Source organism: Kaistia defluvii, assembly GCF_026343955.1.
GTDB classification, from domain to species: Bacteria; Pseudomonadota; Alphaproteobacteria; order Rhizobiales; family Kaistiaceae; genus Kaistia; species Kaistia defluvii.
This window is the reverse complement of the sequence record NZ_JAPKNI010000008.1, coordinates 67,206-93,892: the sequence shown is the minus strand read 5'-3', so window position 1 is coordinate 93,892 and position 26,687 is coordinate 67,206. Positions and strand designations below refer to the sequence as shown.

General features: G+C 66.7%; 26 protein-coding genes and 1 pseudogene. 15 read left to right on the top strand and 12 right to left on the bottom strand.

Annotated features, from left to right (window positions below; all coding sequences use genetic code 11):
* From OSH10_RS18615 to OSH10_RS18580, 8 genes and pseudogenes are all read left to right on the top strand, one after another.
* On the top strand, nt 1-1,050 hold the full coding sequence (locus tag OSH10_RS18615; protein ID WP_266333475.1) for an ABC transporter permease: 1,050 nt from the start codon (nt 1-3) through the stop codon (nt 1,048-1,050).
* Nucleotides 1,047-1,874, top strand: coding sequence for an ATP-binding cassette domain-containing protein (locus tag OSH10_RS18610; RefSeq protein WP_266333474.1), 828 nt, complete (start codon nt 1,047-1,049; stop codon nt 1,872-1,874). Before OSH10_RS18615 ends, OSH10_RS18610 begins: the two co-directional genes overlap by 4 nt.
* A 24-nt stretch (nt 1,875-1,898) precedes the next feature.
* Entirely contained in the window at nt 1,899-2,666 is a 768-nt protein-coding gene (locus OSH10_RS18605) for an SDR family NAD(P)-dependent oxidoreductase (protein WP_266333473.1), read from the top strand.
* 96 nt (nt 2,667-2,762) lie between these two features.
* Nucleotides 2,763-3,974, top strand: a complete 1,212-nt coding sequence (locus tag OSH10_RS18600; RefSeq protein ID WP_266333472.1) for an ROK family transcriptional regulator — start codon at nt 2,763-2,765, stop codon at nt 3,972-3,974.
* A gap of 171 nt (nt 3,975-4,145) precedes the next feature.
* Nucleotides 4,146-4,487, top strand: coding sequence for a rhodanese-like domain-containing protein (locus OSH10_RS18595; RefSeq protein WP_407660732.1), 342 nt, complete (start codon nt 4,146-4,148; stop codon nt 4,485-4,487).
* Nucleotides 4,488-4,777: 290 nt separating this feature from the next.
* Nucleotides 4,778-5,599 (top strand): alpha/beta fold hydrolase, encoded by an 822-nt coding sequence (locus tag OSH10_RS18590; RefSeq protein ID WP_266333471.1) that lies wholly within the window; start codon nt 4,778-4,780, stop codon nt 5,597-5,599.
* A gap of 83 nt (nt 5,600-5,682) precedes the next feature.
* Complete coding sequence (locus tag OSH10_RS18585) at nt 5,683-5,988, top strand: UBP-type zinc finger domain-containing protein (RefSeq protein WP_266333470.1); 306 nt, start codon at nt 5,683-5,685, stop codon at nt 5,986-5,988.
* Between the two features lie 189 nt (nt 5,989-6,177).
* Nucleotides 6,178-6,534: pseudogene (locus tag OSH10_RS18580) on the top strand (Dps family protein); the annotation flags it as partial.
* A gap of 61 nt (nt 6,535-6,595) precedes the next feature.
* Here the strand turns inward: OSH10_RS18580 and OSH10_RS18575 are convergent.
* Entirely contained in the window at nt 6,596-8,095 is a 1,500-nt protein-coding gene (locus OSH10_RS18575) for a CoA-acylating methylmalonate-semialdehyde dehydrogenase (protein ID WP_266333469.1), read from the bottom strand.
* Nucleotides 8,096-8,200: 105 nt separating this feature from the next.
* Between OSH10_RS18575 and OSH10_RS18570 the strand changes: the two genes are divergently transcribed.
* Entirely contained in the window at nt 8,201-9,088 is an 888-nt protein-coding gene (locus OSH10_RS18570; RefSeq protein ID WP_266333468.1) for a LysR family transcriptional regulator, read from the top strand.
* A gap of 7 nt (nt 9,089-9,095) precedes the next feature.
* On the opposite strand, the gene OSH10_RS18565 is transcribed toward OSH10_RS18570, so the two are convergent.
* Together OSH10_RS18565 and OSH10_RS18560 are read right to left on the bottom strand one after the other, a co-directional pair.
* Entirely contained in the window at nt 9,096-9,401 is a 306-nt protein-coding gene (locus tag OSH10_RS18565) for a DUF2218 domain-containing protein (RefSeq protein WP_266333467.1), read from the bottom strand.
* Nucleotides 9,401-10,012: a PadR family transcriptional regulator gene (locus OSH10_RS18560; protein WP_266333466.1), complete on the bottom strand. Its 612-nt coding sequence runs from the start codon at nt 10,010-10,012 to the stop codon at nt 9,401-9,403. The genes OSH10_RS18565 and OSH10_RS18560 overlap by 1 nt, the downstream gene beginning before the upstream one ends.
* Before the next feature lie 204 nt (nt 10,013-10,216).
* Here OSH10_RS18560 and OSH10_RS18555 point away from each other — a divergent pair, with 204 nt between their 5' ends.
* The 4 genes from OSH10_RS18555 to OSH10_RS18540 all read left to right on the top strand — a co-directional run bounded on the left by OSH10_RS18555 (nt 10,217) and on the right by OSH10_RS18540 (nt 13,398).
* Complete coding sequence (locus OSH10_RS18555) at nt 10,217-10,978, top strand: FadR/GntR family transcriptional regulator (protein ID WP_266333465.1); 762 nt, start codon at nt 10,217-10,219, stop codon at nt 10,976-10,978.
* A gap of 44 nt (nt 10,979-11,022) precedes the next feature.
* Nucleotides 11,023-11,922 (top strand): polysaccharide deacetylase family protein, encoded by a 900-nt coding sequence (locus OSH10_RS18550; protein ID WP_266333464.1) that lies wholly within the window; start codon nt 11,023-11,025, stop codon nt 11,920-11,922.
* A gap of 79 nt (nt 11,923-12,001) precedes the next feature.
* On the top strand, nt 12,002-12,307 hold the full coding sequence (locus tag OSH10_RS18545; protein ID WP_266333463.1) for a hypothetical protein: 306 nt from the start codon (nt 12,002-12,004) through the stop codon (nt 12,305-12,307).
* Complete coding sequence (locus OSH10_RS18540; protein ID WP_266333462.1) at nt 12,307-13,398, top strand: CobW family GTP-binding protein; 1,092 nt, start codon at nt 12,307-12,309, stop codon at nt 13,396-13,398. The genes OSH10_RS18545 and OSH10_RS18540 overlap by 1 nt, the downstream gene beginning before the upstream one ends.
* 175 nt (nt 13,399-13,573) lie before the next feature.
* Here OSH10_RS18540 and OSH10_RS18535 read toward each other — a convergent pair whose 3' ends face one another.
* From OSH10_RS18535 to OSH10_RS18495, 9 genes are all read right to left on the bottom strand, one after another.
* Complete coding sequence (locus tag OSH10_RS18535; RefSeq protein WP_266333461.1) at nt 13,574-14,554, bottom strand: asparaginase; 981 nt, start codon at nt 14,552-14,554, stop codon at nt 13,574-13,576.
* Nucleotides 14,555-14,675: 121 nt separating this feature from the next.
* The gene (locus OSH10_RS18530) at nt 14,676-15,434 is read right to left on the bottom strand and encodes an SDR family NAD(P)-dependent oxidoreductase (RefSeq protein WP_266333460.1); all 759 of its coding nucleotides are present in this window, start codon (nt 15,432-15,434) and stop codon (nt 14,676-14,678) included.
* A 14-nt stretch (nt 15,435-15,448) separates the two neighbouring features.
* On the bottom strand, nt 15,449-16,882 hold the full coding sequence (gene hydA, locus OSH10_RS18525) for a dihydropyrimidinase (RefSeq protein ID WP_266333459.1): 1,434 nt from the start codon (nt 16,880-16,882) through the stop codon (nt 15,449-15,451).
* 40 nt (nt 16,883-16,922) lie between these two features.
* Entirely contained in the window at nt 16,923-17,678 is a 756-nt protein-coding gene (locus OSH10_RS18520) for an SDR family NAD(P)-dependent oxidoreductase (protein ID WP_266333458.1), read from the bottom strand.
* Nucleotides 17,678-18,607: an NAD-dependent epimerase/dehydratase family protein gene (locus OSH10_RS18515; protein WP_266333457.1), complete on the bottom strand. Its 930-nt coding sequence runs from the start codon at nt 18,605-18,607 to the stop codon at nt 17,678-17,680. The genes OSH10_RS18520 and OSH10_RS18515 overlap by 1 nt, the downstream gene beginning before the upstream one ends.
* Nucleotides 18,604-20,277, bottom strand: a complete 1,674-nt coding sequence (locus OSH10_RS18510; protein ID WP_266333456.1) for an ATP-binding cassette domain-containing protein — start codon at nt 20,275-20,277, stop codon at nt 18,604-18,606. The genes OSH10_RS18515 and OSH10_RS18510 overlap by 4 nt, the downstream gene beginning before the upstream one ends.
* Nucleotides 20,274-21,113 (bottom strand): ABC transporter permease, encoded by an 840-nt coding sequence (locus tag OSH10_RS18505; protein ID WP_266333455.1) that lies wholly within the window; start codon nt 21,111-21,113, stop codon nt 20,274-20,276. Before OSH10_RS18505 ends, OSH10_RS18510 begins: the two co-directional genes overlap by 4 nt.
* Nucleotides 21,113-22,168 carry an ABC transporter permease gene (locus OSH10_RS18500; protein ID WP_266333454.1) on the bottom strand — a complete coding sequence of 352 codons (1,056 nt, stop codon included), beginning with the start codon at nt 22,166-22,168 and terminating at the stop codon, nt 21,113-21,115. Before OSH10_RS18500 ends, OSH10_RS18505 begins: the two co-directional genes overlap by 1 nt.
* Before the next feature lie 70 nt (nt 22,169-22,238).
* Nucleotides 22,239-23,921: an ABC transporter substrate-binding protein gene (locus OSH10_RS18495; protein ID WP_266333453.1), complete on the bottom strand. Its 1,683-nt coding sequence runs from the start codon at nt 23,919-23,921 to the stop codon at nt 22,239-22,241.
* Nucleotides 23,922-24,999: 1,078 nt separating this feature from the next.
* Between OSH10_RS18495 and OSH10_RS18490 the strand changes: the two genes are divergently transcribed.
* Both OSH10_RS18490 and OSH10_RS18485 read left to right on the top strand, forming a co-directional pair.
* Nucleotides 25,000-25,503 carry an RNA polymerase sigma factor gene (locus OSH10_RS18490; RefSeq protein WP_266333452.1) on the top strand — a complete coding sequence of 168 codons (504 nt, stop codon included), beginning with the start codon at nt 25,000-25,002 and terminating at the stop codon, nt 25,501-25,503.
* A 100-nt stretch (nt 25,504-25,603) separates the two neighbouring features.
* Nucleotides 25,604-26,563, top strand: coding sequence for a FecR family protein (locus OSH10_RS18485; RefSeq protein WP_266333451.1), 960 nt, complete (start codon nt 25,604-25,606; stop codon nt 26,561-26,563).
* Nucleotides 26,564-26,687 lie beyond the last annotated feature (124 nt).

Here is a 26,687-nt window from a genome sequence, read left to right as displayed (position 1 = left end):
ATGCAAACGTCTGACCGGGTTCGCACCGATACCGGGCAGGCAAGGATCGACGCGGAGCCGGCAGGGAATCCCCCTGCCGGCCTCCTCGCCGGATTGCGCCGCGCCGCCACGGGACTGTTCGCCTATCCGGTCGCCGGACCGCTGGTGGCGCTGGTCCTGATCCTCGTCGTCTTCTCGGTCACGACCTCGACTTTCCTGAATGCGGGCAATCTGTCGCTCATCTTCCAGCAATCCGTCGTCGTCGGCACGCTGGCCCTCGGGCAGACGCTGATCATCCTCGTCTCGGGCATCGACCTCGCCAATGGCGCGATCATGGTGCTGGGCATGGTGGTCGCGGGCAGCATCGCCGCCGGCGGCGATCCGGGGCTGGGCATGCTGGTCGGCCTCGCCGTCTGCGTCGTCGGCGCCTCGATCAACGGCCTGATCATCACGCGCTTCCGCCTTCCGCCCTTCATCGCGACGCTCGGCCTGTTCACGATCCTGACGGCTGCCGCGCGCCTCTACACGCAATCGCGCAGCTATCCGATCAATTCCGATTTCATGACCATCCTTGGCGAGGGTCCCTCCTTCGGCCTGGTCACCATCACCTATGGCAGCATGCTCTGGATCGCGCTGACGCTGATCCTCGCCTATGCGCTGAACCAGACCGCCTGGGGCGTGCGCGTCTATGCGATCGGCAATTCGCCCGCCGCCGCCCGCCTCAACGGCGTCAACGTCAATGGCGTGATCTTCAGCGTCTATGCGCTCGCCGGCGTGTTCTATGCCTTCGCCGGCTGGCAGGCGCTCGGCCGCACGCCGATCGCCGACCCGAGCGGCTACCAGATCGCCAACCTCGACAGCATCACCGCCGTCGTCATCGGCGGCACCAGCCTGTTCGGCGGGCGCGGCGGCGTCGCCGGAACCTTTGTCGGCGCGCTCATCGTCGTGGTGCTGAAGAACGGCCTGACCCAGGCCGGCATCGACTCGCTCTACCAGCAGATCGCCACCGGCTTCCTCGTCATCCTCGCCGTCGGCGCCGATCAGTATCTGGGCCGGGGACAGCGCGCATGACGACCCACCCCACCCCGCCGCTCGCCATGCAGGCCATGGGCCTGACCAAGCGCTATGGCCATGTCGTCGCCCTCGACGGCGCCGATTTCGAGCTGGCCAAGGGCGAGATCCTCGCCGTGGTCGGCGACAATGGCGCCGGCAAGTCGAGCCTGATCAAGGTGCTGACCGGGGCGACGATCCCCGATTCCGGCACGGTGTTCGTCGATGGCGCCGAGGTTCACTTCAAGAACCCGCTCAGCGCCCGGCTCGCCGGCATCGAGACCGTCTACCAGGAACTCGCCGTCGCGACCCAGCTCAACATCGCGCAGAACCTGTTCCTCGGCCGCGAACTGCGCAAGCCGGGCCTGCGCGGGCAGATCTTCCGCCAGCTCGACAAGTCGCGCATGCGCCAGCAGGCGGCCGACCACATGAAGAACCTCGGCATCCGCATCCAGTCGATCAACCAGAAGGTCGAGACCCTTTCCGGCGGCCAGCGCCAGGCCGTCGCGGTCGCCCGCGCCGCCGCGTGGGGCAAGCGCGTCGTCATCCTCGACGAGCCGACCGCGGCGCTCGGCGTGCGCGAGACCAACCAGGTGCTGAACCTGATCACCCGCGTGCGCGACCAGGGACTTTCCGTCGTGCTGATCAGCCACTCGATGCCCGACGTCTTCCAGATCGCCGACCGCATCCATATCCACCGGCTCGGCCGCCGCGCCGTCGTCGTCAGCCCGAAGACGACCTCGATGAGCGACGTGGTCGGCGTCATGACCGGCGCGCTGCCGGCCGATGCCGTCCAGTCGAGCCTGATCGCCCCCAGCCCGCCGCCTGAGACGGCCGGGCCCTAGTTCAACGAAGAGAGAGTCATACCCATGTCGATCCTGGACAAGTTCTCGATGCGGGGCAAAGTCTCCGTCGTCACCGGCGGCAACCGCGGCATCGGCAAGGCGATCGCGGTCGGCCTCGCCGAAGCCGGGTCGTCGATCGTCATCGCGGCGCGCGACGAAGCCAAGAGCGAGGAGACGCTCGCCGACCTGAAGAAGCTCGGCGTGCCCGCCATCGCCGTGAAGACCGACGTCGCCAACCGCGACGATCTCGAAGCCATGGTCGAGACCGTGGCGAAGGAGCTCGGCCCGATCGACGTGCTGGTCAACAATGCGGGCATCGGCTTCCACGCCAATGCGCTGACGCTCTCCGACGACGAATGGCAGCGCCTGTTCTCGATCAATCTCGACGCCGTCTGGAAGGCGAGCCAGGTGGTCGGCAACCAGATGGTCAAGCGCGGCTCCGGCTCGATCATCAATATCGGCTCGATCTCCGGCCTGATCATCAACCGCCCGCAATGGCATTCGCCCTACGGCATCTCCAAGGCCGCCGTGCATCACCTGACCAAGTCGCTGGCGGCCGAATGGGCGCAGTCGGGCGTGCGCGTCAACGCGATCGCGCCGGGCTATGTGAAGACCGAGATCGCCAGCACCGAATACGAGGACTACGCGCATTACTGGCGCGACGAGGTGCCGATGCAGCGCTATGCGACGCCGGAGGAAATCGCGCCGATCGCGCTGCTGCTCGCGAGCGAAGCGTCGTCTTTCGTGACCGGATCGGTGTTCGTCGTCGACGGCGGCTATACACTCTGGTAGCCGACGAATCGGCCGGTTCGGTCGCCCGGAGCGTGCGCTTGCAACAGGGCGCACGCAGCCGGGCCAGGCCTGGTTCGGCAGAAAGAGCGACATTTCGTGCAGAACGATCCGGATAGAAGCGAGATTGCGGCGGCGGCCAGCGGGGCCCCTCTCCTGTCCCTGATCGCCTCGGGCCGGGCGCAGTCCCGCGCCGAGCTGATCGACCGCACCGGACTCTCCCGCACCACCGTCACCCAGCGCCTCAACGCGCTGATCGCGGCCGGCCTGGTCGACGAGGCGCCGAAGACCCTGCCGAGCGGCGGCCGGCCGACGCGCGTGCTGGAAATGAACACCGGCTTTGGTGTCATCCTGGTCGCCGATGTCGGCGAAAGCATCCTGCGCACCGCCGTCACCACGCTGGAACCGGCGATCCTGGCCGAATCCACCTGCACGATCGACCTGCGCGACGGCCCGCTGCCCGTGCTGGAACGGATCGCCGGGCAGTTTCTCTCCCTGCTCGACGGCATCGGCCGGCCGCGCAGCGACCTGCTGGCCGCCGGGCTCTGCCTGCCGGCACCGGTCGATTTCGGCGCCGGGCGCGTCTTCGGCCCTTCGATCCTGACCGGCTGGGACAATTTCGACATCCGCTCCTGGCTGGGCGACGCGATCGGCGCGCCGGTCGTGGTCGAGAACGACGTGAACCTGATGACGCTGTCGGAGTCGCGCCGCTTCTGGCCCGAGGTCGAGCAGCTGCTGTTCATCAAGGCCGGCACCGGCATCGGCAGCGGCATCATCGCCGATGGCCGGCTCTATCGCGGCGCACAGGGAGCGGCCGGCGACATCGGCCACATCCAGCTCAATTCCGCCGATCCGCCGCTCTGCCGATGCGGCAAGCTCGGCTGCGTCGAGGCGCGCGCCGCCGGCTGGGCGCTGGCCCGCGACCTGCGCGCCAAGGGATTTGATGCCGAGAACGCGCGCGACATCGTCGCCCTTGTCCACGCGAACCAGCCCGAGGCGATCCGCTGCGTGCGCGAGGCGGGCCGCGTGCTGGGCGAAGTGACGGCGGATGTCGTCAGCGTGCTCAACCCGAGCACGATCGTGATCGGCGGCACGCTTTCCGGCGCGGCCGACCATCTGCTGTCCGGCGTGCGCCAGCTGGTCTTCGAACGCTCCTTGCCGCTCGCCACCCGCGAATTGCAGATCGTGCGGGCGAAATCGGACGGCAATGGCGGCATCCTCGGCGCCGCGCAGCTGGCGATCGACACCATTCTCCGGCCCGAGACGATCGAGGGCGTGATCGTCAAGCACGCCCGCTTCGCCCGTCGATAGAGGCGATTGCCCGGGCCTGCCGGACGGCCAAGGCGCCGGCGGCCGGCATCACCGCGGCTATCCGCTCCAGGCAGCGCGCCCTGCCACATGCCGGCGATGCGCTCGGCCTCGTTGAGGCAGCGATCGACCTGTTCCATCTCGCCGGCCTGGGTGAGCGCCACCGCCGAGGCGATGCGAAGGCCCATCGAACAGGGCTGGCAGGCGCCCGGGGTCAGCAGGCGGTCGCCGGTCAGGATCGCTTCCTCGACCTGCTCCGGCGTCGTCGCCGCCCACGGCGTCATTCCCGGCTCGATCCATGCGCCCTACCCGGCCCTGCAGGAAAATCTCGATGCCGGCGGCCTGCTGCATGCGCTCGCCGTCGCGGCCGGCAAGCGGATCGTCTTCTACTGCGCCTTCGGCGAACGCTCGGCCATGGCCGTGCAGGCGGCGCAGGATGTGGGGCTGAAGACGGCCTGCCACATCGAGGGCGGCATCGACGCCTGGAAGAAGGCCGGCGGCCCCGTCGCGTCCTGAGGCGCGCGGGCTAATGCCGTTCGCAAGATCGGGACGGGGGTTCTCTCCGCCCGTCCGAGCCCTAAGTCCCCCTTGGGCGGCCCCCATAGGGATCGGGACCCTTGCCGCTGCATTGACCAGCCATGTTCCCTCCCCGGCGGCGCTCCGTCCCGAGGCGGGCTCATACTCAAGTATGATCGGGATACCCCTACATAGAATAGTTCGAGGCAGGGTGTGTCCCATGCTGTCCCTGTCATCATCACCCAGCCGGCAGCGAGCCGGTTCCCAGAGATCCCAGCGGAGAGAGACCCATGAGCACGTTCCAGGTCAAAGACGGCACCACCATCTCCTACAAGGACTGGGGCACCGGCCAGCCCATCCTGTTCTCGCATGGCTGGCCGCTGGCCGGCGACGCCTGGGCGCCGCAGATGCTGTTCTTCGGCTCGCAGGGCTTTCGCGTCATTGCCCATGACCGCCGCGGCCATGGCCTCTCCGACCAGCCCTGGGACGGCAACAACATGGATCAGTATGCCGACGACCTGGCGGAACTGATCGAGGCGCTCGACCTGCGCGACGTCGTGCTGGTCGGCCATTCGACCGGCGGCGGCGAGATCGCCCACTATGTCGGCCGCCATGGCACCAGCCGGGTCGCCAAGATGGTCCTCGTCGGCGCCGTCCCGCCGCTGATGCTGAAGACCGAGACCAATCCGGAAGGCACGCCGCTCGAAGCGTTCGACGGCATCCGCAAGGGCACCGCCGGCGACCGCTCGCAGTTCTTCAAGGACCTGTCGATGCCGTTCTACGGCTTCAACAAGGAGGGCGCCAAGGTCAATGAGGGCCTGCGCGAGAACTTCTGGCGGCTCGGCATGATGGGCGGCATCAAGGGCGAATATGACTGCATCCACGAGTTCTCCGAGGTCGACTACACCGAGGACCTGAAGAAGATCGACAAGCCGACGCTGGTCATCCATGGCGACGCCGACCAGATCGTGCCGATCGCGGCCGCCGGCCTGAAGACCGCCAAGATCGTCAAGGGCGCCGAGCTCAAGGTCTATCCGGGCGCACCGCATGGCCTCGCCGAAACCGAGGCCGACAAGTTCAACGCCGACGTCCTGGCCTTCATCCGCGCCTAGGTCAGGCTGCGAGGGCGCCGCGTCCCCCCGCGCGACGCCCTCGTCTCTTCCCGCTCCGCCATCCGCCCACCTGGAGATGAGACATGTCGATGCAGTGCCATCACGTTGACACTATCCGGACCGTCACCCCCGGCAGCAAGGGCTGCGAGGCGTGCCTGAAGATCGGCCAGGAATGGGTGCATCTGCGGCTTTGCCGGCAATGCGGCCATGTCGGATGCTGCGACGACTCGCCCGGCCGCCACGCGACGGCGCATTTCCACGCCACCCGACATCCGATCATCGAAGGCTACGACCCGCCGGAAGGCTGGGGCTGGTGTTATGTCGACGAGGTCACGGTGACTCTGCCCAACCAGACCCCGCAGGTCGGGCCGATCCCGCGCTATGACTGATGCCTGGGGCCGCGCCGCTCCCGAGCGGTTGCCTCGCCCTTCCCGTTGCCCCCCGCGCTGGTGATCGGCTGCGGGCCGCCCGGCGCGCGCCAGTCCTGACGATCCCGCAAAAGAAGAAGGCCCGCGACATGCGGGCCTTTTTCGTGCCGGCGCGGTGTCAGGCGACCTGCGCCATCTCGATGCAATCGATCAGCGCCGCATTTCCGCGACTATCACCTGATGCTCGACGACCAGGGCGACCAGATCTTCGCGATGACCGATGCGATCGCCGAGCGCGCCCGCAAGCTGGGCGGAACGACGATCCGCTCGATCGGGCATATCGCCCGCCTGCAGCGCATTCCCGACAATGACGCCGAGTTCGTCACGCCCGAGGACATGATCGCGGAACTGGCGAGCGACAACCGCGAACTGGTCGGCTTCCTGCGCTCGACCCACGCAACGGCCGAAGAGCATAACGACGTCGCCACCACAAGCCTGATCGAAGTCTGGATCGACGAAACCGAGCGGCGCAGCTGGTTCCTGTTCGAGATCGGCCGCAAGGCCTGATCCGCCGGCTCGAGATGGCCGAAAGCGCGCCCGGCATCCTCGCCAGGGCGCGCCTTCTTTCCTAGCGCATCGTCGGCATCACGAAGTCGGCCCCGGCGCGGATGCCGGTCGGCCAGCGGCTGGTGATGGTCTTGAGCTTCGTATAGAAGCGCACGCCCTCCGGCCCGTGCATGTGATGATCGCCGAACAGTGACGCCTTCCAGCCGCCGAAGGAATGGAACGCCATCGGCACGGGGATCGGCACATTGATGCCGATCATGCCGACCTGGATCTGGTGCGCGAACTCGCGCGCGGCGTCACCGTCGCGGGTGAAGATCGCGGTGCCGTTGCCGAACTCGTGCTCGTTGATCCACTGGGCGGCCGTCGCATAATCGGGCGCGCGGGCCACGGCCAGCACCGGCCCAAAAATCTCTTCCCTGTAGATCTTCATGTCGGTGGTGACGTTGTCGAACAGCGTCCCGCCGATGAAATAGCCGTCCTCATAGCCCTGGCGCCTGAAATCGCGGCCATCGACGACGAGCGTGGCGCCTTCGGCGACGCCGGCATCGACATAGCCGCGCACCTTGGCGAGGTGCTGGGCGGTGACCAGCGGCCCCATCTCGGCCTCGGGATCGGTGCCCGGGCCGATGTTGAGCGCGCGCACCTTCGGCTCCAGCTTGGCCATCAGCGCGTCGGCCGTCTTCTCGCCGATCGGCACCGCTACCGAGATCGCCATGCAGCGCTCGCCGGCCGAGCCATAGGCGGCGCCCATCAGCGCATCGACCGCCTGGTCGAGATCGGCGTCCGGCATGATGATCATGTGGTTCTTGGCGCCGCCCAGCGCCTGGCAGCGCTTGCCGGTCCGCGCCGCCGTCTCATAGATGTAGCGCGCGATGGGGGTCGAGCCGACGAAGCTGATGGCGGCGATGTCCGGGTCGAACAGGAGAGCGTCGACCGCCTCCTTGTCGCCGTGCACGACGCTGAACACGCCGTCCGGCAGGCCCGCTTCCTTCAGCCATTCGGCGACCAGAAGCGAGGCGGAGGGGTCGCGCTCCGACGGCTTCAGGATGAAGCAGTTGCCGCAGGCGAGCGCGACCGGGAACATCCACATCGGCACCATGGCCGGGAAATTGAACGGCGTGATGCCGGCAACGATGCCGAGGGGCTGGCGCAGAGAATGGCTGTCGACGCGGGTACCGACATTCTCGGTGACCTCGCCCTTCAGCAGCTGCGGCGCCGAGGTCGCGAACTCGACCACCTCCATGCCGCGCTGGATCTCGCCCTTGGCGTCGGACAGCACCTTGCCATGCTCGGCGGTGATGACCGCCGCGAGTTCGTCGGTGCGGTCTTCTAGGATGCGCAGGAACTTGTTGAGGATGCGCGCGCGGCGAAGCGGCGTGGTGGCGACCCAGCCGGGCAGCGCCTTGCGCGCCGCGGCCACCGCCTCGCGCACCTCGTCGGCCGAGGCGAGCGGCACAAGGCCGGTCTGCTCGCCGGTCGCCGGATTATAGACGGGGGCCGTTCGGCCGCTGCGCCCGGCGACGAGGCCGCCGCCGATGAAATGGGAAATCGGGTTCGGCATGTCGCCCTCCACGAGCCGGTTACGATGCCGGGCTTATGGACCTCTCAGAATTGCACAGCAATCGCGACAATTGCAGTTCCGATGTGCGGAAATTATAGTCCTGACATGGATTGGGATCGAACTCGCATCTTCCTCGCCGTCGCGCGTACCGGCCAGCTGGCCGGCGCCGCCAGACGGCTTGGCCTCAACCACGCGACCGTCGGCCGCCAGCTGACGGCGCTGGAGGAAGAGCTTTCGACCAAGCTGGTCGAGAGGCAGACCAATGGCTGCGTCCTGACGCCGGCCGGCGAGGCGCTGCTCGCGACGGCGGAACGGGTCGAATCCGAATTCCTGCAGCTCGAGGCCGAGCTCTCCGGCACGGCGGAGGCGATCAGCGGCGCGGTCCGCGTCGGCGCGCCGGACGGGCTCGGCAATTATTTCCTCGCCGAGGCGCTGGGCGGCATGGCGGCGCGCTATCCCGACCTCGTGATCCAGCTGGTGCCGCTGCCCCGGACCTTCTCGCTGTCCCGCCGCGAGGCCGACATCGTCATCACGCTCGACCGGCCCAAGCAGGGCCGCATGCTGGTACAGAAGCTGACCGACTACACGCTCAGCGTCTACGCCTCGGAGCGCTACCTGGCCGAGACGGGGCCGATCGAACAGGAGGCCGATCTCGCCGGCCGGCTGTTCGTCACGCATGTCGAGGATTTCGTCTATAGCCGCGCGCTCGACTATGCCGACAGGCTCGGCCAGCTGATGCATCGCCGGTTCGAATGCGGCAGCGTGATGGGCCAGATGGAGGCGGTGCGCGCCGGCCATGGCATCGGCATCCTGCACGATTATGCCGCGCAGCGCTTTCCGGAGCTGAAGCGCCTGCTGCCGGAGATCCGCTTCACCCGCAATTACTGGCTGATCTCGCACCCCGACACACACCGGCTGCGGCGGGTCGCCGAGGTGCAACGCCACATCGTCGCCAGTGTCCGCGCCGCCCGCCGCGAATTCGAGGCGGCGTAGCGCCGTTTCAGGCGGGACGCCAGTCGATGGCGAGTTCCTCGCGGAATGCGAAGCGCACGAGGTGGCGCACCACGACATCCTGCAATTGCGGCATCTCGGCGCCATCCGGCGCGGTCAGCGTCAGGGTCAGCACGCCGTCCGCCGCAGCCAGCCGGCAGGTGCCGATCGAAAAATCGATCTGTCCCGCCGTCTCGTCGAAGGTCACGGGAAGCTTGTGCGCGAAATGCTTGCAGAGCTGCTGCAGGTAGCGGCTCGCATGCTCCGTTGCCACGGTGGCGACGGCGGTCTGCAGGTTCGGGCTGGTATCGGTCATCAGCTGCGCTCCACGGTCTGGGCTGCGGCGTCGAGGGCGGCGGCGATGGCCTCCGCGGTGGCGGCGTCGATCGAGCCGCGCTGGATGCGAAGCCGCAGGGCGAGCTTGAGGTTCTCCATGGCGCGGATCATCGGCGCGGGAACCGCCTCGCTCCCTTCCCGACCCACCGGGCCGACGCGGGCCAGCAGCTCGTCCGCCGCGGCGCGATTGGCGGCGAGGAAGGCCTCGCCCTCGGCGGTGATACGATAGCGCTTGCGGCCGGCCTCAACCGGTTCAATCGCGGCATAGCCCATGTCGTCGAGCCAGGCGAGCGTCGGATAGATCACGCCGGGGCTGGGCGAATAGCTGCCGCCGAAGCGTTCCTCGATCGCCTTGATCAGCTCGTAGCCATGCCACGGCCGCTCGGCGATCATCGCCAGCAGCAGCAGGCGCAGCTCGCCATAATCGAACAGGCGGCCACCGCCATGGCGCCCGCCGCCACGGCCATGTCGGCCGGGCCGGTCATGCAGCGCATGCGGATGGGAGTGTGGGTGAAAGCCGTGATGCCCCGAGAAATCCTCATGGGCGGCGAAGGGACGGCCACGGCCGTCATGGGTGTGTCTGTGTTTCATGAAGCCGATATAGATCTCGATATATCGTAAATCAAGATATATCGCGAACTATCTCGACCGTATCGAGACTGTCTTCGGCCGCACCTGCCTTTTTGACTGGCGGATGCACCGTGCGATTGCACAAATCAAAGTCTGGTCGGACCAATTCCAAGCTGCCATGATCGCGAGCGAGCGCCATCGCGCTCCAAAAAATCGAATGGAAGCATGACGGCAGACACCAGCACCCAGGATATCGAAACCGGTCTGACCGGAGGCGGTTCCAGCGACCCATCCACCCCGAATGCCAGCCTGGCGCAACTTGCGGTCGTCAAGCTGCGCAGGATGATCGAGGATGGCGAACTGGTCGCCGGCGAGGCGCTCGTGGCGCAGCGCCAGCTAGCGCGCGAACTCAATGTGAGCCGCGCCACGCTGCGCGAGGCCCTCTCCATCCTGGCCACCGTCGGGCTGGTGTCGATCGAACCCGGGCGCGGCACTTTCGTGCGCGACCCCAATGCGGTGGCGGAATCCGGCGCGGCCATGTCGTGGCGCTTCTCGGCCCGCTACAGCCCGGCCGAAGTCTACCAGGTGCGCTATATCGCCGAGAGCCAGGCGGCACAGCTCGCGGCGATGGCGCTGACCGCGCCGGAGATCGGCCTGCTCAAGGACAATCTGCAGGCCTTCCGCACGGCGGCGCGGCTGTTCGACGTCGATGCCTTCGCGCAGGTCGATTTCGAGTTTCACGCCATGATCATGCGCTTCTCGCGCAACCGGCTGCTCTCGGACATTCATCACAGCTATGCCAGCGTGCTGATCGAGAGCACGCGGCTGCCGATCACCCGGGAAAAGCTCTGGGATCCCGTCGCCGAGCATGAGCGCGTGGTCGAAGCGCTGGTGATGAACGATCCCGAGGGCGCGGGTTACTACATGCGACGCCATCTGAGCCGCACGGCTCATCGCGTCGGCATCTCCATCGTTGAACTGGTCTGAAAGCGGGCGGCCCGCCGCCCCGATGTTAAGCGGAAAGGAACGACATGCCGAAAGAGATCTTCGTATCCTACGGGATCGACGTCGACGCCGTAGCCGGCTGGCTTGGCTCCTATGGCGGCGAGGATAGCCCTTGCGACATCTCGCGCGGCGCCTTCGCCGGCCATGTCGGCAGTGCCCGCCTGCTGCGGATGTTCGAGAAGTGGGGCATCCAGACCACCTGGTTCATCCCCGGCCACTCGATCGAGAGCTTCTGGACCGAGATGAAGGCCGTGGCGGATGCCGGCCACGAGATCGGCATGCATGGCTACAGCCATGAAAATCCGATCGCCATGACGCCCGAGCAGGAAGAGGCGATCTTCGACAAATGCGTCGAGCTGATCACCAAGCTCTCCGGCAAGCCGCCGCGCGGCTACGTTGCGCCGTGGTGGGAGTTCGGTTCCAAGACCAACGAGCTCCTGAAGCAGAAGGGCATCAAGTACGACCACTCGCTGATGCACAACGACCATCACCCCTATTACGTGACGGTCGGCGACGAATGGACCAAGATCGACTATTCGAAGCATCCCTCGACCTGGATGAAGCCCTATGTGCAGGGCGAAGAGACCGACCTGATCGAGATCCCCGCCTCCTGGTATCTCGACGACCTGCCGCCGATGATGTTCATCAAGGCCTCGCCGAACAGCCACGGCTTCGTCAATCCGCGCGATATCGAGCAGATGTGGAAGGACCAGTTCGACTGGGTCTACGAGAATTACGATTACGCCGTCTTCCCGCTGACCATCCATCCCGACGTCTCGGGCAAGCCGCATGTGTTGAAGATGCATGAGCGGCTGTTCGAATACATGAAGGGCTTCGAGGGCGTGAAGTTCGTGACGATGGAAACCATTGCCGAAGACTTCGCCAAGCGCTTCCCGAAGAGTGGCACGGCGCGGCCGCAGTCCTGATCGAGCGGTACTAAACTGCGCGGCGGCGGTTTTCGGATCGCCGCCGTGCCCCCGAGGCCCGGGCCGGAAGGACGAGACGATGTGCGGATTGTGCGGCGCCTTTGGCGGCAGCGACCACTGGACCGGCGGCAGCGCCGCTACGGCGACCGGGCTGACGCCCGCGGCCGAGCGGCAGGCGCGCGCCCGCATCGCCAACCAGATCCTGAAGCCCTATGGCCTGACGCTGGACGAATGGGCCGGCCGCTTCACGCTACGCGCCCGCAACGGCAAGACCGCCATCCTCGACCATTTCGGCGCCATCTGGCCGGAAGCGGAAAGGCTCACCGGCCGAACCTTCGACCCGCTCGACCCGGCCACCCTCGACCGGATGGAGGGAATTTCCTGATGACCGCCCCGGACGAAATCGACGACCGGATCACCGCCAATGTGCTGACCGGCTTTCTCGGCGCCGGCAAGACGTCACTCCTGAAGCGACTGCTCGCCCTGCCCTCGCTTTCCGGCACGGCGGTCATCATCAACGAGTTCGGCGAAGTCGGGCTCGATCACCTGCTCGTCGAGGCGATCGACGACGACATCGTGCTTCTGAAAAGCGGCTGCATCTGCTGCAACATCCGCACCGATCTGAAGACCGCCCTGCTGTCGCTGTTCGAGCGCAGCCGCAGCGGCGAGATCCCCCGCTTTTCCCGCATCGCGATCGAGACGACGGGCATCGCCGACCCCGCGCCCATCGTCGCCACGCTCTCCGCCGACCCGATGCTGCGGCATCATTTTCGCGTCGGCAACATCGTCACGGTGGTCGACGTGCCGAACGGCTGGAGCAACCTCGACGCTTTCGCGGAATCGCAGCGGCAGGTCGCCGTCGCCGACCGGATCATCGTCTCGAAGAGCGACATCGCCCCGGCCGAGGACACCGCCCGCCTGCGCGCCCGGCTCGAAGCGCTCAACCCGGCGGCCGAAATCCTCGAACTCTGCGAAACCATGCAGCCCGACGAGGCACTGTTCGTGCGCGACATCCACGACATTTCCGCGCGTGGAGCGGAGGTGAGCCGCTGGCTCAAGGCCGAGACGCACACGCACGACCATCACGGCCACCCTCATCATGACCATGCGCACCACGCGCATGAGCACGACATCAACCGGCACGGCGACATCCGCGCCTTCGTGCTGACGGGCGATGCGCCGCTCAACTGGGCGCGCTTCGGGCTCTGGCTGTCGATGCTGCTCAACCGGCATGGCGGCGAGATCTTGCGGCTGAAGGGTCTACTCGACATCGATGGCAATGCCAGCCCGGTCGTGATCCAGGGCGTGCAGCACCTGATCCACAAGCCGATGCATCTCGAGCGCTGGCCGGACGGCGTCACCGGCACGCATCTCGTGGTGATCGCCAGGGGGCTCGACCCGGCCCTGGTCGAGCGCTCCTTCCGCGCCTTCAACGGCTTGGCGCCGCTGGCGGCCGGGCTGGCGAAGAGCGCGTGAGGACGGACTGGCGCTCCTGGAGCGGATTTCCGCAGGGCGCATCGTCAAGCTCGCCGTCATCCTCGCGAAAGCGAGGATGACGGCAGAAACCCAGGGGCCTGTCCGGTGGGATCGCAACCCCTCACCGCCGGCTTCGCCGTCGACCTCTCCCCATGGCAGAGGCTAAGAAAGCCCCCTACCCGCCCAGCAGTTCAAACTCCGCCCGGATCTCTTCCCGGTCCAGCCCCAGGCCCAGCAGCACCGAGGCGAGGATGCGCGCCTTGATGCCGGTCAGGTCGCCGGCGAAGATCACCCCGGCGCGCTCCAGATCCTTGCCGCCGCCATTGCCGTAGATCGGCTTGACGCGGCCTTCCGGGCAGCGCGACGTGACGATGACGGGGATGCCGGTTTCGGCCAGTTCCTCGACCGCCCGCGTGACATCCGGCGTGGCGTTGCCGCGGCCAAATCCTTCCAGCACGATCGCCTTGGCGCCGCTCGATGCCGCGAAGCGGATGGCGCGGTCGGAGGCGCCCATCACCATCTTGATCAGCTCGACATCCGTCTCGACCCGCTCGGCCGAATAGGTCTTGCGCACCAAGGGCTTGCGCTGGACGAGGACGCGCTCGCCATCGATCTCCCCCAGCTTGCCATGTTCACCGGAGCGGAAGGTGTCGACGCGCGAGGTGTGGGTCTTGGTGACGTCGCGCGCGGCGTGGAAATCCTGCTCGAAGGCGATCATGACGCCGAGCCCGCGCGCGGCAGGGCTCGCGGCGATGCGGATCGCCGCGGCGATGTTGCGCGGGCCGTCCGTATCGGGCTCATCGGCGCTCCGCTGCGCGCCGGTGAAGACGATGGGCTTTTCGCTGGCGACGAGGAGATCGGCCATCCAGGCGCTCTCCTCCATCGTGTCGGTGCCATGGGTGACGACGACGCCGTCGCAGGCGGGATCAGCGAGATGCTCGGCGATCCGCTTCGCCAAACCAAAAGCCAGCGGCAGGTCGATCGCGTAGCTGCCGACATTGCAGAATTCGTCGATCGTGATCCCGATGCCCTCCAGCGGATCCTGCAGCGTTTCGCGCAGGTCGGCGCCGGAAATACTGGCGACGACATCGCGGCCGTCGGCGGCGAGCCGGGAGGCGATGGTGCCGCCGGTCGTGATCAGGGTGATCTGGGACATGGAAACCAACTCCATTCGCGCGAGACGCGAAAAGGATCGCGGAACGGGGGCATTCCGGACGGATCCTGCAGGGAATGAGGAAAGACGCCGACCGCCGCCAAGGCGACCGGCGACCGGATTTTCAGTAGCGGCCGACGAGCAGGCCGCCGTCGACGACGATGACCTGGCCGGTGATATAGCGCGAGCCGGGCGAGGCGAGGAAGAGGATGACGTCGGCAATGTCTTCCGGCTCGCCCACGCGGCCCATCGGGATGAAGGACGCCGCCTGCTCCAACCCCTCGGGGCCGAGCGAGTGCTCCTTCGACAGCGCCTGCGCCGTGCGGATATAGCCGGGCGCGATGCCGTTGACGCGGACGCCGTCCGGGGCGAGCTCGACGCCAAGCCCGCGCACCAGGCCGACGACGCCGGACTTGGCGGCGGAATAGTGGACATGCTCGTCCCAGCCATAGGCGACGCCCATGATCGAGGACAGCGCGACGATGGCGCCGGACTTGCGGCGGCGCATCCCGGGGGCCGCGGCGCGGATGATGCGCAGCACGCCCTTCAGGTCGACGTCGAGCGTGCGGTCCCACTGGTCGTCTGTGAGGTCGGCGAGCGGCACCTTCTTGGCGATGCCGGCATTGGCGATGATCGCGTCGATCTGGCCGAAGCGCGCCTCGACATCGGCGACCAGCGCATCGGTGCGCTCGGTCGAGGTGACGTCGAGAAACTGGAACTCGGCGCTGCCGCCCTCCGCGCGGATGCCCTCGGCGACGGCGTTGCCTTCCGCCTCGAGGACGTCGGTCACCACGACATGATAGCCGGCGCGGGCGAAGGTGAAGGCGGTGGCCCGGCCGATGCCGATGCCGGCGCCGGTGATGATGGCGATGGGCTGCGTCATGGAATATCCGTTCGTTACAGGGGAGCGGCGCCGTTCGGCACAGCGTAGGGCGAAAGCGAGCGCTTCAGGAAGCCGCCATCGCCGGGCTCGCCGACGATCTCGCCATCCTGCATCACGACCTTGCCGCGCAGCACGGTCATGACCGGCCAGCCGGTAACCTCCAGCCCTTCATAGGGCGTGTAGTCGGCGCCGTGATGCATCAGCTCCTGCCGGATGGTCTCCTTGCGGTTGGGGTCCCACAGCACGATGTCGGCGTCGAAGCCGGGCGCGATCGAGCCCTTCTTCGGATAGAGGCCATAGATCTTGGCGTGGTTGGTCGAGGTCAGCGCGACGAACTCGTTGACCGTGATGCGGCCCTCGACGACCCCCTTCTGGTAGAGGATCTGCAGCCGCGTCTCGACGCCGGGAATGCCGTTCGGCACCCAGCGGAAGGAGGTGCGCGCCTTGGGATTGAGCTTGCCCATCTCGCCTTCGTAGAAGAACGGGCAATGGTCGGACGAGAAGGTCTGGAACACGCCGGTGCGGATGCCCTCCCAGATCGCGTCCCAGCTGGCATGGTCGCGCGGCGGCGGCGAGCAGACATATTTGCCGCCGCTCTCGTCCATGTTGAGGCCCTTCATGTCGTCGGCGGTGAGCGCGACATATTGCGGGCAGGTCTCGGCATAGACCTTGAGGCCCTTCTGCTGGGCCCAGCGGATCTGCTCCATCGGCTCGCGCCCGGAGACATGCACGACCATGATCGGCACGTCGGTAAGCTCCGCATGGCTGATGGCGCGGTGCGTCGCCTCGCGCTCGACCGATTGCGGCCGCGACACGCCGTGATAATAGGGCGCCTTCTTGCCGGCCGCCTCGAGCTTCTCGGTCATGAAGCGGATCGCGTCATAGCCCTCGCAATGGACCATGACGAGCGCGCCGCAACCGCGCGCGCAGTCGAACACCTCGAGCAGTTGCCGGTCGTTCAGCACGAGGTCGTCATAGGTCATGAAGACCTTGAACGACGAGTAGCCGTCATCGACCAGCGAAGGCAGCTCCTGGCCGAGCACGCTCGGGCTCGGGTCGGAAATGATCAGGTGGAAGCCATAATCGCAATAGGAATTGCCGTCGGCTTCCTTGTGGTAGTCGACGACGCTGGAGCGCAACGATGCGCCGCGCGGCTGCAGCGCGAACGGGATCACCGTCGTATTGCCGCCGGCGATCGCCGAGCGCGTGCCGCTCTCGAAGCCGTCGGCCATGGCCGGGCCGCCAAAGGCCGGCTGTGCCAGGTGCACATGGCTGTCGATGCCGCCCGGCATGACCAGCAGGCCGGTGGCGTCGATGATGCGCTCGGCATCGTCGAGCTTTTCGGCGACGGCGATGATGCGGCCGTCGCGGATGCCGACATCGGCGCGCAGCGTATCGGACGCGGTGACGACGGTGCCGCCGCGGATGACGAGATCATAGTCGCTCATGGAGCCCTCTCCGGATCGGACGTTTTCTTGCAGGCGGCCGTCAGACCATCACGTCGCCGCCATTCGGCGACAGCGTCTGGCCGACATAGTAGGCACCGGCGTCCGAGGCGAGCATCAGGATGGTCGGGGCGATTTCCGACACCTTGCCGAAACGGCCGATCGGCAGCTGGGCCTTCTTCATGTCGCGCCATTCCTGGCTGAGGCCGTTCAGAAGCGCGGTTTCAGTGGCGCCCGGCGCGATCGCGTTGACGGTGACGCCATGCGGCGCGCCCTCATAGGAAAGCGCGCGGGTGAAGCCGACGAGGCCGGCCTTGGCGGCGCAATAATGCGCCAGCCCCGGTGCGCCCTTATAGGCGAGCTGCGAGGCGCAGTTGATCACCCGCCCATAGCCGCGCGCCAGCATGTCGCCGAAGAAATGGCGCGTGACCAGGAAGGTGCCGCGCAGATGCACGCCCAGCATCTGGTCCCAATCGGCGACCGAGATATCGACAAAGGCCTTGTCGCCGCCAATGCCGGCGAGGTTGACGAGGATGTCGACCTGGCCGAGCTTTTCCTTGGCCCAGGCGGCCATCGCGTCGACGGAGGCTTCCTCGGCGACGTTGCACTCGGTCGCATGGACCGTGTAGCCCTCGCCGGCCAGCCGGGCGACCAGCGCCTCGGCATTCGTCGCGTCGCCATAGTGGCAGAAGGCGACTTCGGCGCCGTAGCGGGCGAAGAGCTCGACCGTCTCGCCACCAATGCCGCGGCTGCCGCCGGTGACGAGGGCCTTGCGGCCTGCAAGCGAAAATTCGTTCATCAATGGGCTCCCGCATTCGGCTTCCGGCTGGCGATCCAGTCGGCATAGGACCTTATTCCGGCCTCGAGGTCGAAGCTCGGCGCATAGCCGAGATCGCGCTGGGCGGCCGAGATATCGAAGCGCCGATGCACCTCGTCGACCGGATCGGCGCCGGGCTGCATCTCGATGTCGGCCTCGGGAAGAACCGTCTTCACGATGTCGCCGATCTCCTGCAGCGTATGATAGGTGCCGCCCGTCACCGTATAGATGCGACGCGGCAGGTCGGCGGCGTCGAGCGCCAGCAAAAGCGCCCCCGCGGCATCGTCGACATGGATGTACTGGCGATGGAAATCGGCGCCGAACGGCACCCGCGTCGGCCGCCGGGCGAGCGCATCCTCGATCAGGGTGCGGATCATGCAGTCCGTCGTGCGGCCGGGGCCGTAGACCCAGGAGAGCCGCAGCGCCACCGCATCGACACCGAACTGGCGGAAATAGGTCCAGACCAGCTGCTCGCTCGCCGCCTTGCTCGCGCCATAGACCGTGGTCGGATAGAGCGGGACATCCTCGGGAACCGGCCCCTCCGGCGTATTGCCATAGGCGCTGGTCGAGGAACAGAACACCAGGCGCCGCATCTTATGCACGCGGGCCAGTTCCAGCATGTTGGCGGTGCCGACGATGTTGACCTGCACCATGGAATAGGGATTGTCGCGCGCCACCATCGGGCCGGAATAGGCGCCGCAATGGATGATCGCGTCGACGTCGTGATCGGTGACGACGGCATGCAGGCGGTGGATGTCGTTGACGTCGCAGGGGATGATCGGCTGGCCGTCCGCGCTGCGGTCGACCCGGTCGATCGCGACGACGGCGCGCCCCTGCGTCTCCAGCTTCCGGCGCACGACATTGCCGACCAGGCCGGCAGCGCCGGTGACGAGAACTGCCTTGTCGCTCATACCGCGGCTCCCGCCAGACGTCGGGTCTCGGCCCGGTCGCGCTGGGCCGTGCCCTGTTCCACCGGCAGTTCGGCCGCCAGCAACGCCTTGGTGTAGTCTTCCTTCGCAGCGGAGAAGATCATCTCGGTATCGCCCTCCTCGACGATCTTGCCATAACGCATGACAGCGACGCGATGCGCCAGCGAACGCACCGAATTGAGATCATGCGTGATGAACAGCGCCGACATGCCCATCTCCGCCTGCAGGTCGCGCACCAGGTCGATGATCTGGGCGCGGACGCGGATATCGAGCGCCGTGGTCGGCTCGTCGAAGACGACGAAATCCGGCCGCGTCGCCAGCGCCCGGGCGATGCCGACGCGCTTCTGCTCGCCGGCCGTCAGCTGATGCGGATAGACCTCGGCGATACCGGCAGGAAGCTGCACCAGGTCGATCAGCTGGCGAACCCGCTTGTCGGTCGCGGCGCGGTCGAGCGTCGGATCGAGGCGCAGCGGTTCGGCGATCAGCGCCTTGACCGGCCAGCGCGGGTTGAGCGCGACATAGGGCTCCTGGAAGACCATCTGGATGCGCCGGCGCATGGCGCGGAATTCGGCCGCCGGCATGGTCGTGATGTCGGCGCCGTCGAAGGTGATGCCGCCGCCATCGCTGTCGAGCAGCCGCACGAGGCACTGCCCGACCGTCGTCTTGCCGGAGCCGCTCTCGCCGACCAGCGCCAGCGTCTCGCCGCGCTTGACCGAGAAGGACACGTCGTCAATCGCGCGCACCACGTCCGGCGTGCCGGCGATCGGGAACAGCTTGAGCAGGCGGCGCACGTCGAGCAGCGGCGTCTCGGGCTGCTTCTCGAGCACGGGATCCTCGACCTTGGCGACCATCGGCGTCGGGCGGACCCGCGCGGCATCGAGCAGCGCCCGGCCGTATTGTTCCTTCGGCGCGGCCAGGAACTTGCCGACCTCTTCCAGTTCGACGATCCGCCCCTCCTTCATGATCGCGACGCGGTCGCAATAATGGGCGACGATGCCGAGATCGTGGGTGATCAGCACCGCGCCGGCTCCGAGTTCGCGGCAGCGCTTGACCAGGAGGTCGAGCACCTGGACCTGGATCGTGGCGTCGAGGCCGAGCGTCGCGTCATCGGCGAGCACCACGTCGGGGCCGGCCACCATCGCCATGGCGATGACGATACGCTGCGCCATGCCGCCGGAAAGCTCGTGCGGATAGGCCTTGGCTCGGCGTTCCGGATTGACGATGCCGACCTGCACCATCAGGTCGACGGCCGCCTTCCAGGCTTCCTTCTGGCTGCAGTCGCGGTGAGCGCGGAGCACGCGGGCGATCTGCGCGCCGACCGTCTCGACCGGCGACAGCAGGGCCTTGGCATTGGTGCCGATCAGCGCGATGCGGCCGCCGCGGATCTTGCGCTGTTCGGCCTCGCTGATGCCAAGCACCGTCTCACCCTCGAGGCGGATGTCGCCGCTGGTGAAGCGGCCGCCCTCGGGCAGCAGGTTCAGCAGGCTGCGGGCGAGCAGCGACTTGCCGGCGCCGGTCTCGCCGACAATGCCGAGGATCTCGTCGCGGCCAAGGCTGAACGAAATGTTCGAAAGCGCCTGGGGCGTACCCTCGCCGAAATCGACCGAGAGATTGTCGACCTTGAGCAGAGCGGTGGAGTTGCGATCGCTCATAGGCGTTCCCTCGTCGTCGGGTCTGAAAGGTCCTTCACCATGTCGCCGAGCAGCGCGAAGCTGAGCACGGAGATGACGATGGCAAGGCCGGGGAACAGCGCCACCCACCAGACGCCGAGGATCATCTGCTGCGCGCCGGTCGAGACCATCAGGCCCCATTCCGGCGTCGGCATGCGCACGCCGGCGCCGACGAAGGAGAGGCCGGCGGTGAGCAGGATGGCGAGGCCGATGCTGATCGAGACCTGGACGATGGCCGGCGTCAAGGCGTTGGGCAGGATGTGGCGGAACATGATCGAGCCGTCCGTCGCCCCGCTGCAGCGCGCCGCGCTGACATAGGGCCGCTCGCGCAGCGACAGCACCTCGGCGCGGATCAGGCGGGCGAACATCGGGATGAACAGCACCGCCAGCACGATGGCAACGTTCCAGATCTCCTGCCCCATCACCGACACCAGCGCCATGCCGAGCACGAAGACCGGGAAGGACTGGATGAAATCGAACACGCGCATGACCAGCGCGCTCATCCAGTTGCGATAGAAGCCGATCAGCAGGCCGATCGGCACGCCGACGACGAAGGCGAAGGCGACGGCGACGATGCTGATCAGCAGGTTGATGCGGGTCGCGTAGACGATGCGGGTATAGATATCCATGCCCGAGACGTCGGTGCCGAACCAGTGCGCGGCCGAAGGGGGCTGCAGCGACATCAGCGGATCGGCCTCCTCCGGCGAGTAGAAGGTGAGCCAGGGGGCGAACAGGATCGAGGCGATCTGGAGGGCCAGGAGCGTGAGCCCGACCATCGCGCCCGGATGCCTGGAGACGTAGCGGATGAAGCGGGTCATCAGACGCGAATCCTCGGATCTGCGAGTTCGTAGAGGATGTCCACCACCGTGTAGACGATCAGGATAAAGGCCGCGGCGACGAGGACGAAGCCCTGCAGCGCCGGGTAGTCGCTGTTGACGACCGACTGCACGGCATACTGGCCGAGCCCGCCCCAGGCGAAGATCGTCTCGACCAGCACGGCGGCGCCCAGCAGGAAGCCGAACATGAAACCGACCAGGGTGATGATCGGCGGCAGGCTGTTGCGCAGCGCGATGCGGCGGATCGTGCCTTCGGAAAGGCCCGAGGCGCGTGCGTGGCGGATGAAGTCGCTGCGATAGATGTCGGCGAAGGTCGTCTTGGTCATCTTCATCAGCGCGCCGGCATTGACGATGGCGAGCGTGAGGACCGGGAGCGTCAGCCGTCCGAGCGACGAGACGAAGGCGTTGAGATCGCCGGCGATCAGGCTGTCGATGGTGTAGAAGCCCGTCACCGTATCCGGCGGCGACACGAAGGTATCGATCCGGCCGAAGGGGGCCGGCGCCCAGCCGAGAATGTAGAAGAAGAAATAGATCAGCAGCAGCCCGACCCAGAAATCGGGAATGGCGCCGGCGGCGAGGCCGTAGACGCGGCTGCCGATGTCGACGACGCCGCCGGCCCTGACGACGGAGATGATCGCCAGCGTCACGCCGATCAGGATCGTCAGCAGCATCGCGTAGGTGATCAGTTCCAGCGTCGCGGGGGCGCGCTCCAGCAGATCGGTCACGACCGGGTTCGAGGTGAAGATGGAAACGCCGAGATCGCCATGCAGCGCATTGCCGACATAATGGACGAACTGTTCCCACAGGCTGAGATTGAGGCCCAGCTTCTCGCGGAAGGCCGCGATCGTGTCGGGCGTCGCCATGTTGCCGAGGAGCAGCAGCGCCGGATCGCCGGGCAGCATGCGCACCAGCAGGAACGTCACCATCATGACGCCGAACATCTGCGGCACCAGCATCAGGAGCCGGCTGGTGATGATGCGCAACGGCCGGGGTATCGCCCGCCAGTAGACGCCAAGATTGGCAACAGCCACGGTCATCGGATCTTTCCTGTCTTCGCAACCGGAGAAGGAGATGCGGCCCCGCCCGGAGGCGAGGCCGCGCTGTTCGCTATTCCTTCGAGAGGTCGAAGAAGGCGTTGCCGTTCGGCGTGTACCAGGAGTAGCCCTTGACGTTGGCCCGCGTGGCGAGCTGGTAGCCGGGGTTCATCAGGAAGACCCAAGGGGCCTGCTCCATGGTGATCTGCTGCACGCGCTTCATGTCGACGAGGCGCTTCGGCTCATCCGTGCTCTTGAGGCCGCTGTCGATCAGCTGGTCGACCTCGTCGCTCTTGAACTTGGAGTAGTTGATCGCCGAGGCGCTGTTCAGCCAGAGATTGGCGACATAGGCGGCATCGGGAACGATCGCCATGTCGCGGAAGAAGTACATCGGCACTTCGCCCTTGGTGTAGCGCTCGACCAGGGTCGAGGCCGGCAGCTTCAGCAGTTCGACGTCGACACCGGCCTTGGCGAAGGCCGACTTCAGGATGACGGCCATTTCTTCTTCAAGCTGGTCGCCGGTGCGGTAGGCGAGCTGGGTCTTGAAGCCTTCCGGGAAGCCGGCTTCGGCGAGCAGCGCCTTGGCCTTGGCCGGATCGTTCGAATAGGCGAAGAACTCGTCCGTGAAGCCCGGGTAGATTTCCGAGATCGGGCTCTTGGTGAAGCGCGCGGTATTGAAATAGACGCTCTTCAGGATCTCGTCGCGCGGAACCAGATAGTTCAGGGCCTGCCGGACCTTGACGTTGTCGAAGGGCGGCATCGCGTTGTTCATCTCGACGCGGTGGATGAAGTTGCCGAACACCTTGTGCACTTCGACGCCGGGCGCCTTTTCGAGCAGCGCCAGTTCGCGCGGCAGCAGATATTCGGCGACGTCGACGGAGCCGGCCTGAATGGCGGCGACGCGGTTGGCCGAGGTCGGCATCTCGCGCAGGATGACGCGCTTCAGCTTCGGTTCGCCGCGGAAATAGTTCGGGTTGGCGTCGTAGACGACTTCCTGGCCGGGCTTGTACTTGCTGATGAAATACGGGCCGAAAGCGGCGGTGTTGGTGGCGAGCCAGGAGGCGGCCCACGGATCGGCATCGGTCAGGTGCTTCTTGACCTCGACCGAGTCGAGAATGCCGAGATCGCTGTTGATCCAGATCCGCTCGATCAGCGGCGAGGCATTGGGCAGCGTGACCTTGACGGTGTAGTCATCGACCTTCTGGAACGCGGTGTCGAAGTCCTCGATCTTGAAGATCTGCGTCATGTACCAGTGGAAATTGGACTTCATGTTCCAGCCGCGCAGGAACGACCACATCACCGTGTCGGCGTTGAGTTCGTTGCCGAGCGCCGACTTGACGCCCTTGCGCAGGTGGAAGGTGATCGACTTGCGGTCGTCCGAGACTTCCCACGTCTCGGCCAGCGCGCCGTCGATGGTATCGAAGTCTTCATAGAAGATGCCGTCGTCGCCCTTCTTCTGCTTGTAGGTCAGCAGGCGCTCGAACACGTTGCGGCGCACTTCATGGCCGGCTTCGGTCGGCGGATATTCCTGGTCCAGCGATTCCGGCGTGCGCGGCGCGGCCACGACGAGCGTGGTCTTGGCGTCCTGCGCGAAGGCGCCGACGGTGCCCAGCACGGTCGTCGCCATGAAGGCGCCGACGAGGCCGGCGAAGATGCCCTTGAGCGGCGCCTTGCGCAGCCACAGGGACCGCGCGGCGCCAATGCCGTCCGGCAGACGTCTCGTCATGCCGCTGGAGGTATGAGGGAATGTCTGCACGTCTATCTCCTTGAGATGGGAGGGGCACCGCACGACTGGTCTGACCAATGCAGGTGTAGAAGCATCGTCGCGATGCAGGCCCGCGCCGACAACGACAAATTTTCGGCGCAGTATGCACAAGACTCGATCAGGCTTAAAAACAGGGCAATTTATCGATAATTCGGCAAAAATTCGCAAGAAGAACCGCGAAAATTGCGGCCGCATGCAATGATTACATTTGTCTATAATGTCACCATCCAAATCTATCTTCCTATATTTGACCGACCCACATTCCATGCAATCACATTTGCCGTCCGTTCTGGGCTATTGACTGGAGTTCTGACTACCCTTTGATTGATTTTCAGGCGAATACGATTGAACTATATACCTAATTATAAAGGAAAGACTTCCAGGATACGCATTACACTTGGCACCGGCCGGCCCGAACGCCGCGACCCCAGCCAATCCCCACTGCCTGGAATTTGGTCTGACCGGTTTCGGTCGGACGCTATCTCCAGCATGCTGAACCCGCGGTTTTGCCAGCAGCCGCGCCTGGACGTCCCTGCTCCCAGGCCGCCGGCAACAGCCTGCCCGACAGGCTTCCGGCAATTCCGGGCAGAGAAGAGCACCGCCCGGCAGCGTCGCCAGAGCCGGCGCGGCCAGAGGTCTGACCGGCTGGATTTCCATCAGCCCGCACGCGATCCCGCCGGGGATGAGGGGCGCGCCCTCCCGCCACGATCCGGCGCCAATCCCGCCGACACGCCGATCCCCAAGTTTAGCGACGACGAAGGCGAGGCTTAGAAAGCCTCTAAATCATTGTTGTTGCACCACTTTTATGCTCGGGCTATTCCGGCAGCAGGCGGAACCGCTCGCCCTGTCGGCGGCGCGGCTCTCCTCCCCCACCCCGCGCTACGCCCATGACCGCGACTCCCATGACTGCGACGTCCACGACCGATAGTTCCGAAGGCCCTGTCCGGATCCGCTCGCGCGGCTGGCAGCGCCGATCGTGTCCGCGCCCGTCCTGCACGAAGGCCGAAGGCTGCCATGCCCCGGCCCGATGGCGGGGTCGGCCGGGCGAAGGCAGCGCGAGCGCCAGGGCATGAGCTGGGACATACAGAGCCTGTTTCGGCGCCACGCCAAGGAGATCACGCGTGCACTGCGGCGGCGCGGGCTCCCCGAGGAAACGGCCGCCGACATCACACAGGATACCTTCCTGCGCGTTCTGGCATCGCCGCCGCAGGACGGCACGCTGCACCACAATCCGCGCGCCTACCTGCACCAGGTCTCGCGCCATCTCAGCATCAACCACATCCAGCGTATCCGGCGCTCGGCCATGCTCGATGTGGCGGATGACGTGCTGACGCGGGTCGCGGATCCGGCGCCCTCGCCCGAGGCAGTGATCTACGACCGCCAGCGATTGCGACAGGTCGAGGCGGCGCTGGCCGAGTTGCCGGATCGGACACGTCTCGCCTTCGAGCGCCACCGCCTTGGCGGCCAGACGATCGCCGCCATCGGGCAGGACCTCGGCCTGTCGACCACGCGGACCTGGGCGCTGATCCGGGAAGCCTACCGGCATATCGTGCTGCGCACCGGCGGGCTGTGAGCGAACATGCCGGACGCGAGGAAAAGAGCGCCGCGCCACGGCCCGGGAACGGGACGGACGGGGCTCGGCCGCGACGCGGGCCGATGGGCGGAGGAGCGGCATGAGTGATCTGACGCCAGACACGGACCGGCTTCTCGACGAGGCGATCGATCTGGTCATCCGCCTGCAGGCAGCCCCCGACAATCCGGTCGCGATCGAGCGGGTCCGCGCCTGGCGTGCCCGCGGTCCCGAGTACCAACGCATCTGGCGGCAGGTTCATGAAATCCACGGCATGAGCGGCAAGGTGCTGACCGAGCAGGCGAAGGCCGCGCGGCGCCGGAGCGCCGCGCCCTCGCGGCGCCATCTCATGCTCGGCGGTGCGGTCGGCCTCGGCGCGCTGGCGGCCGGGTCGCTTTTCGGGCCGGACGCGATCCTGCGCGCCCGCGCCGACCATGTCACCGACAAGGGGGAGATCCGCCGCGTCGCCCTCCCCGATGGCAGCGTGGCGACGCTCGGCCCGGACACGGCGATCGCCATTCGTTTCGGCGAGACGCAGCGCGACCTCACCTTGCTCAAGGGCATGTCGTTCTTCGAGGTCGCCCGAGATCCGAGGCGCCCGTTCCAGGTCCAGTCCGGCCCGCTCGCCGCGATCGCGCAGGCAGCCGTCTTCGACATCACGAGCGATGCCGGCATTGCCAGCGTGTCTGTCGACGCCGGCGAGGTCGAGACGCGGATCGACGGGCCGGCCATCCCTTCGCTCGATCTCGCGGCCGGCGACTGGATGCGCTTCGACGCCGCCGCACAGCTCGTCGAGCGCGGCCGGCGCGAGCCGGGCCAGATCGGCGGCTGGCGCGACAATCTGATCCTGGCCGATCGGGAGTTGGTCTCGGCGCTCGTGGCGCGGATCGGCCGCTGGGTGCCCGGGCGGATCGTCATCGCCGACCCGTTCGTCGGCGCGCAGCGCGTCAGCGGCCTGTTCGACCTCAGCGATCCGCGTCGCGCGCTGGAGGCGGTCGTACTGCCGGCCGGCGGTCGCGTGCGCCAGGCCTCGTCCTTCCTGACGGTGATCTCGCCGCTCTGAACGCCAGAGCGAACATAGCCATCCCCGCCGGCGAAAAAAATGTGCCCTCGGGGTGAAAATCCCGGCGTCCGGTTTGTATCAGCAGCAGGGACAGCACTACCCAGCATTCAGGCACGGCATCCCG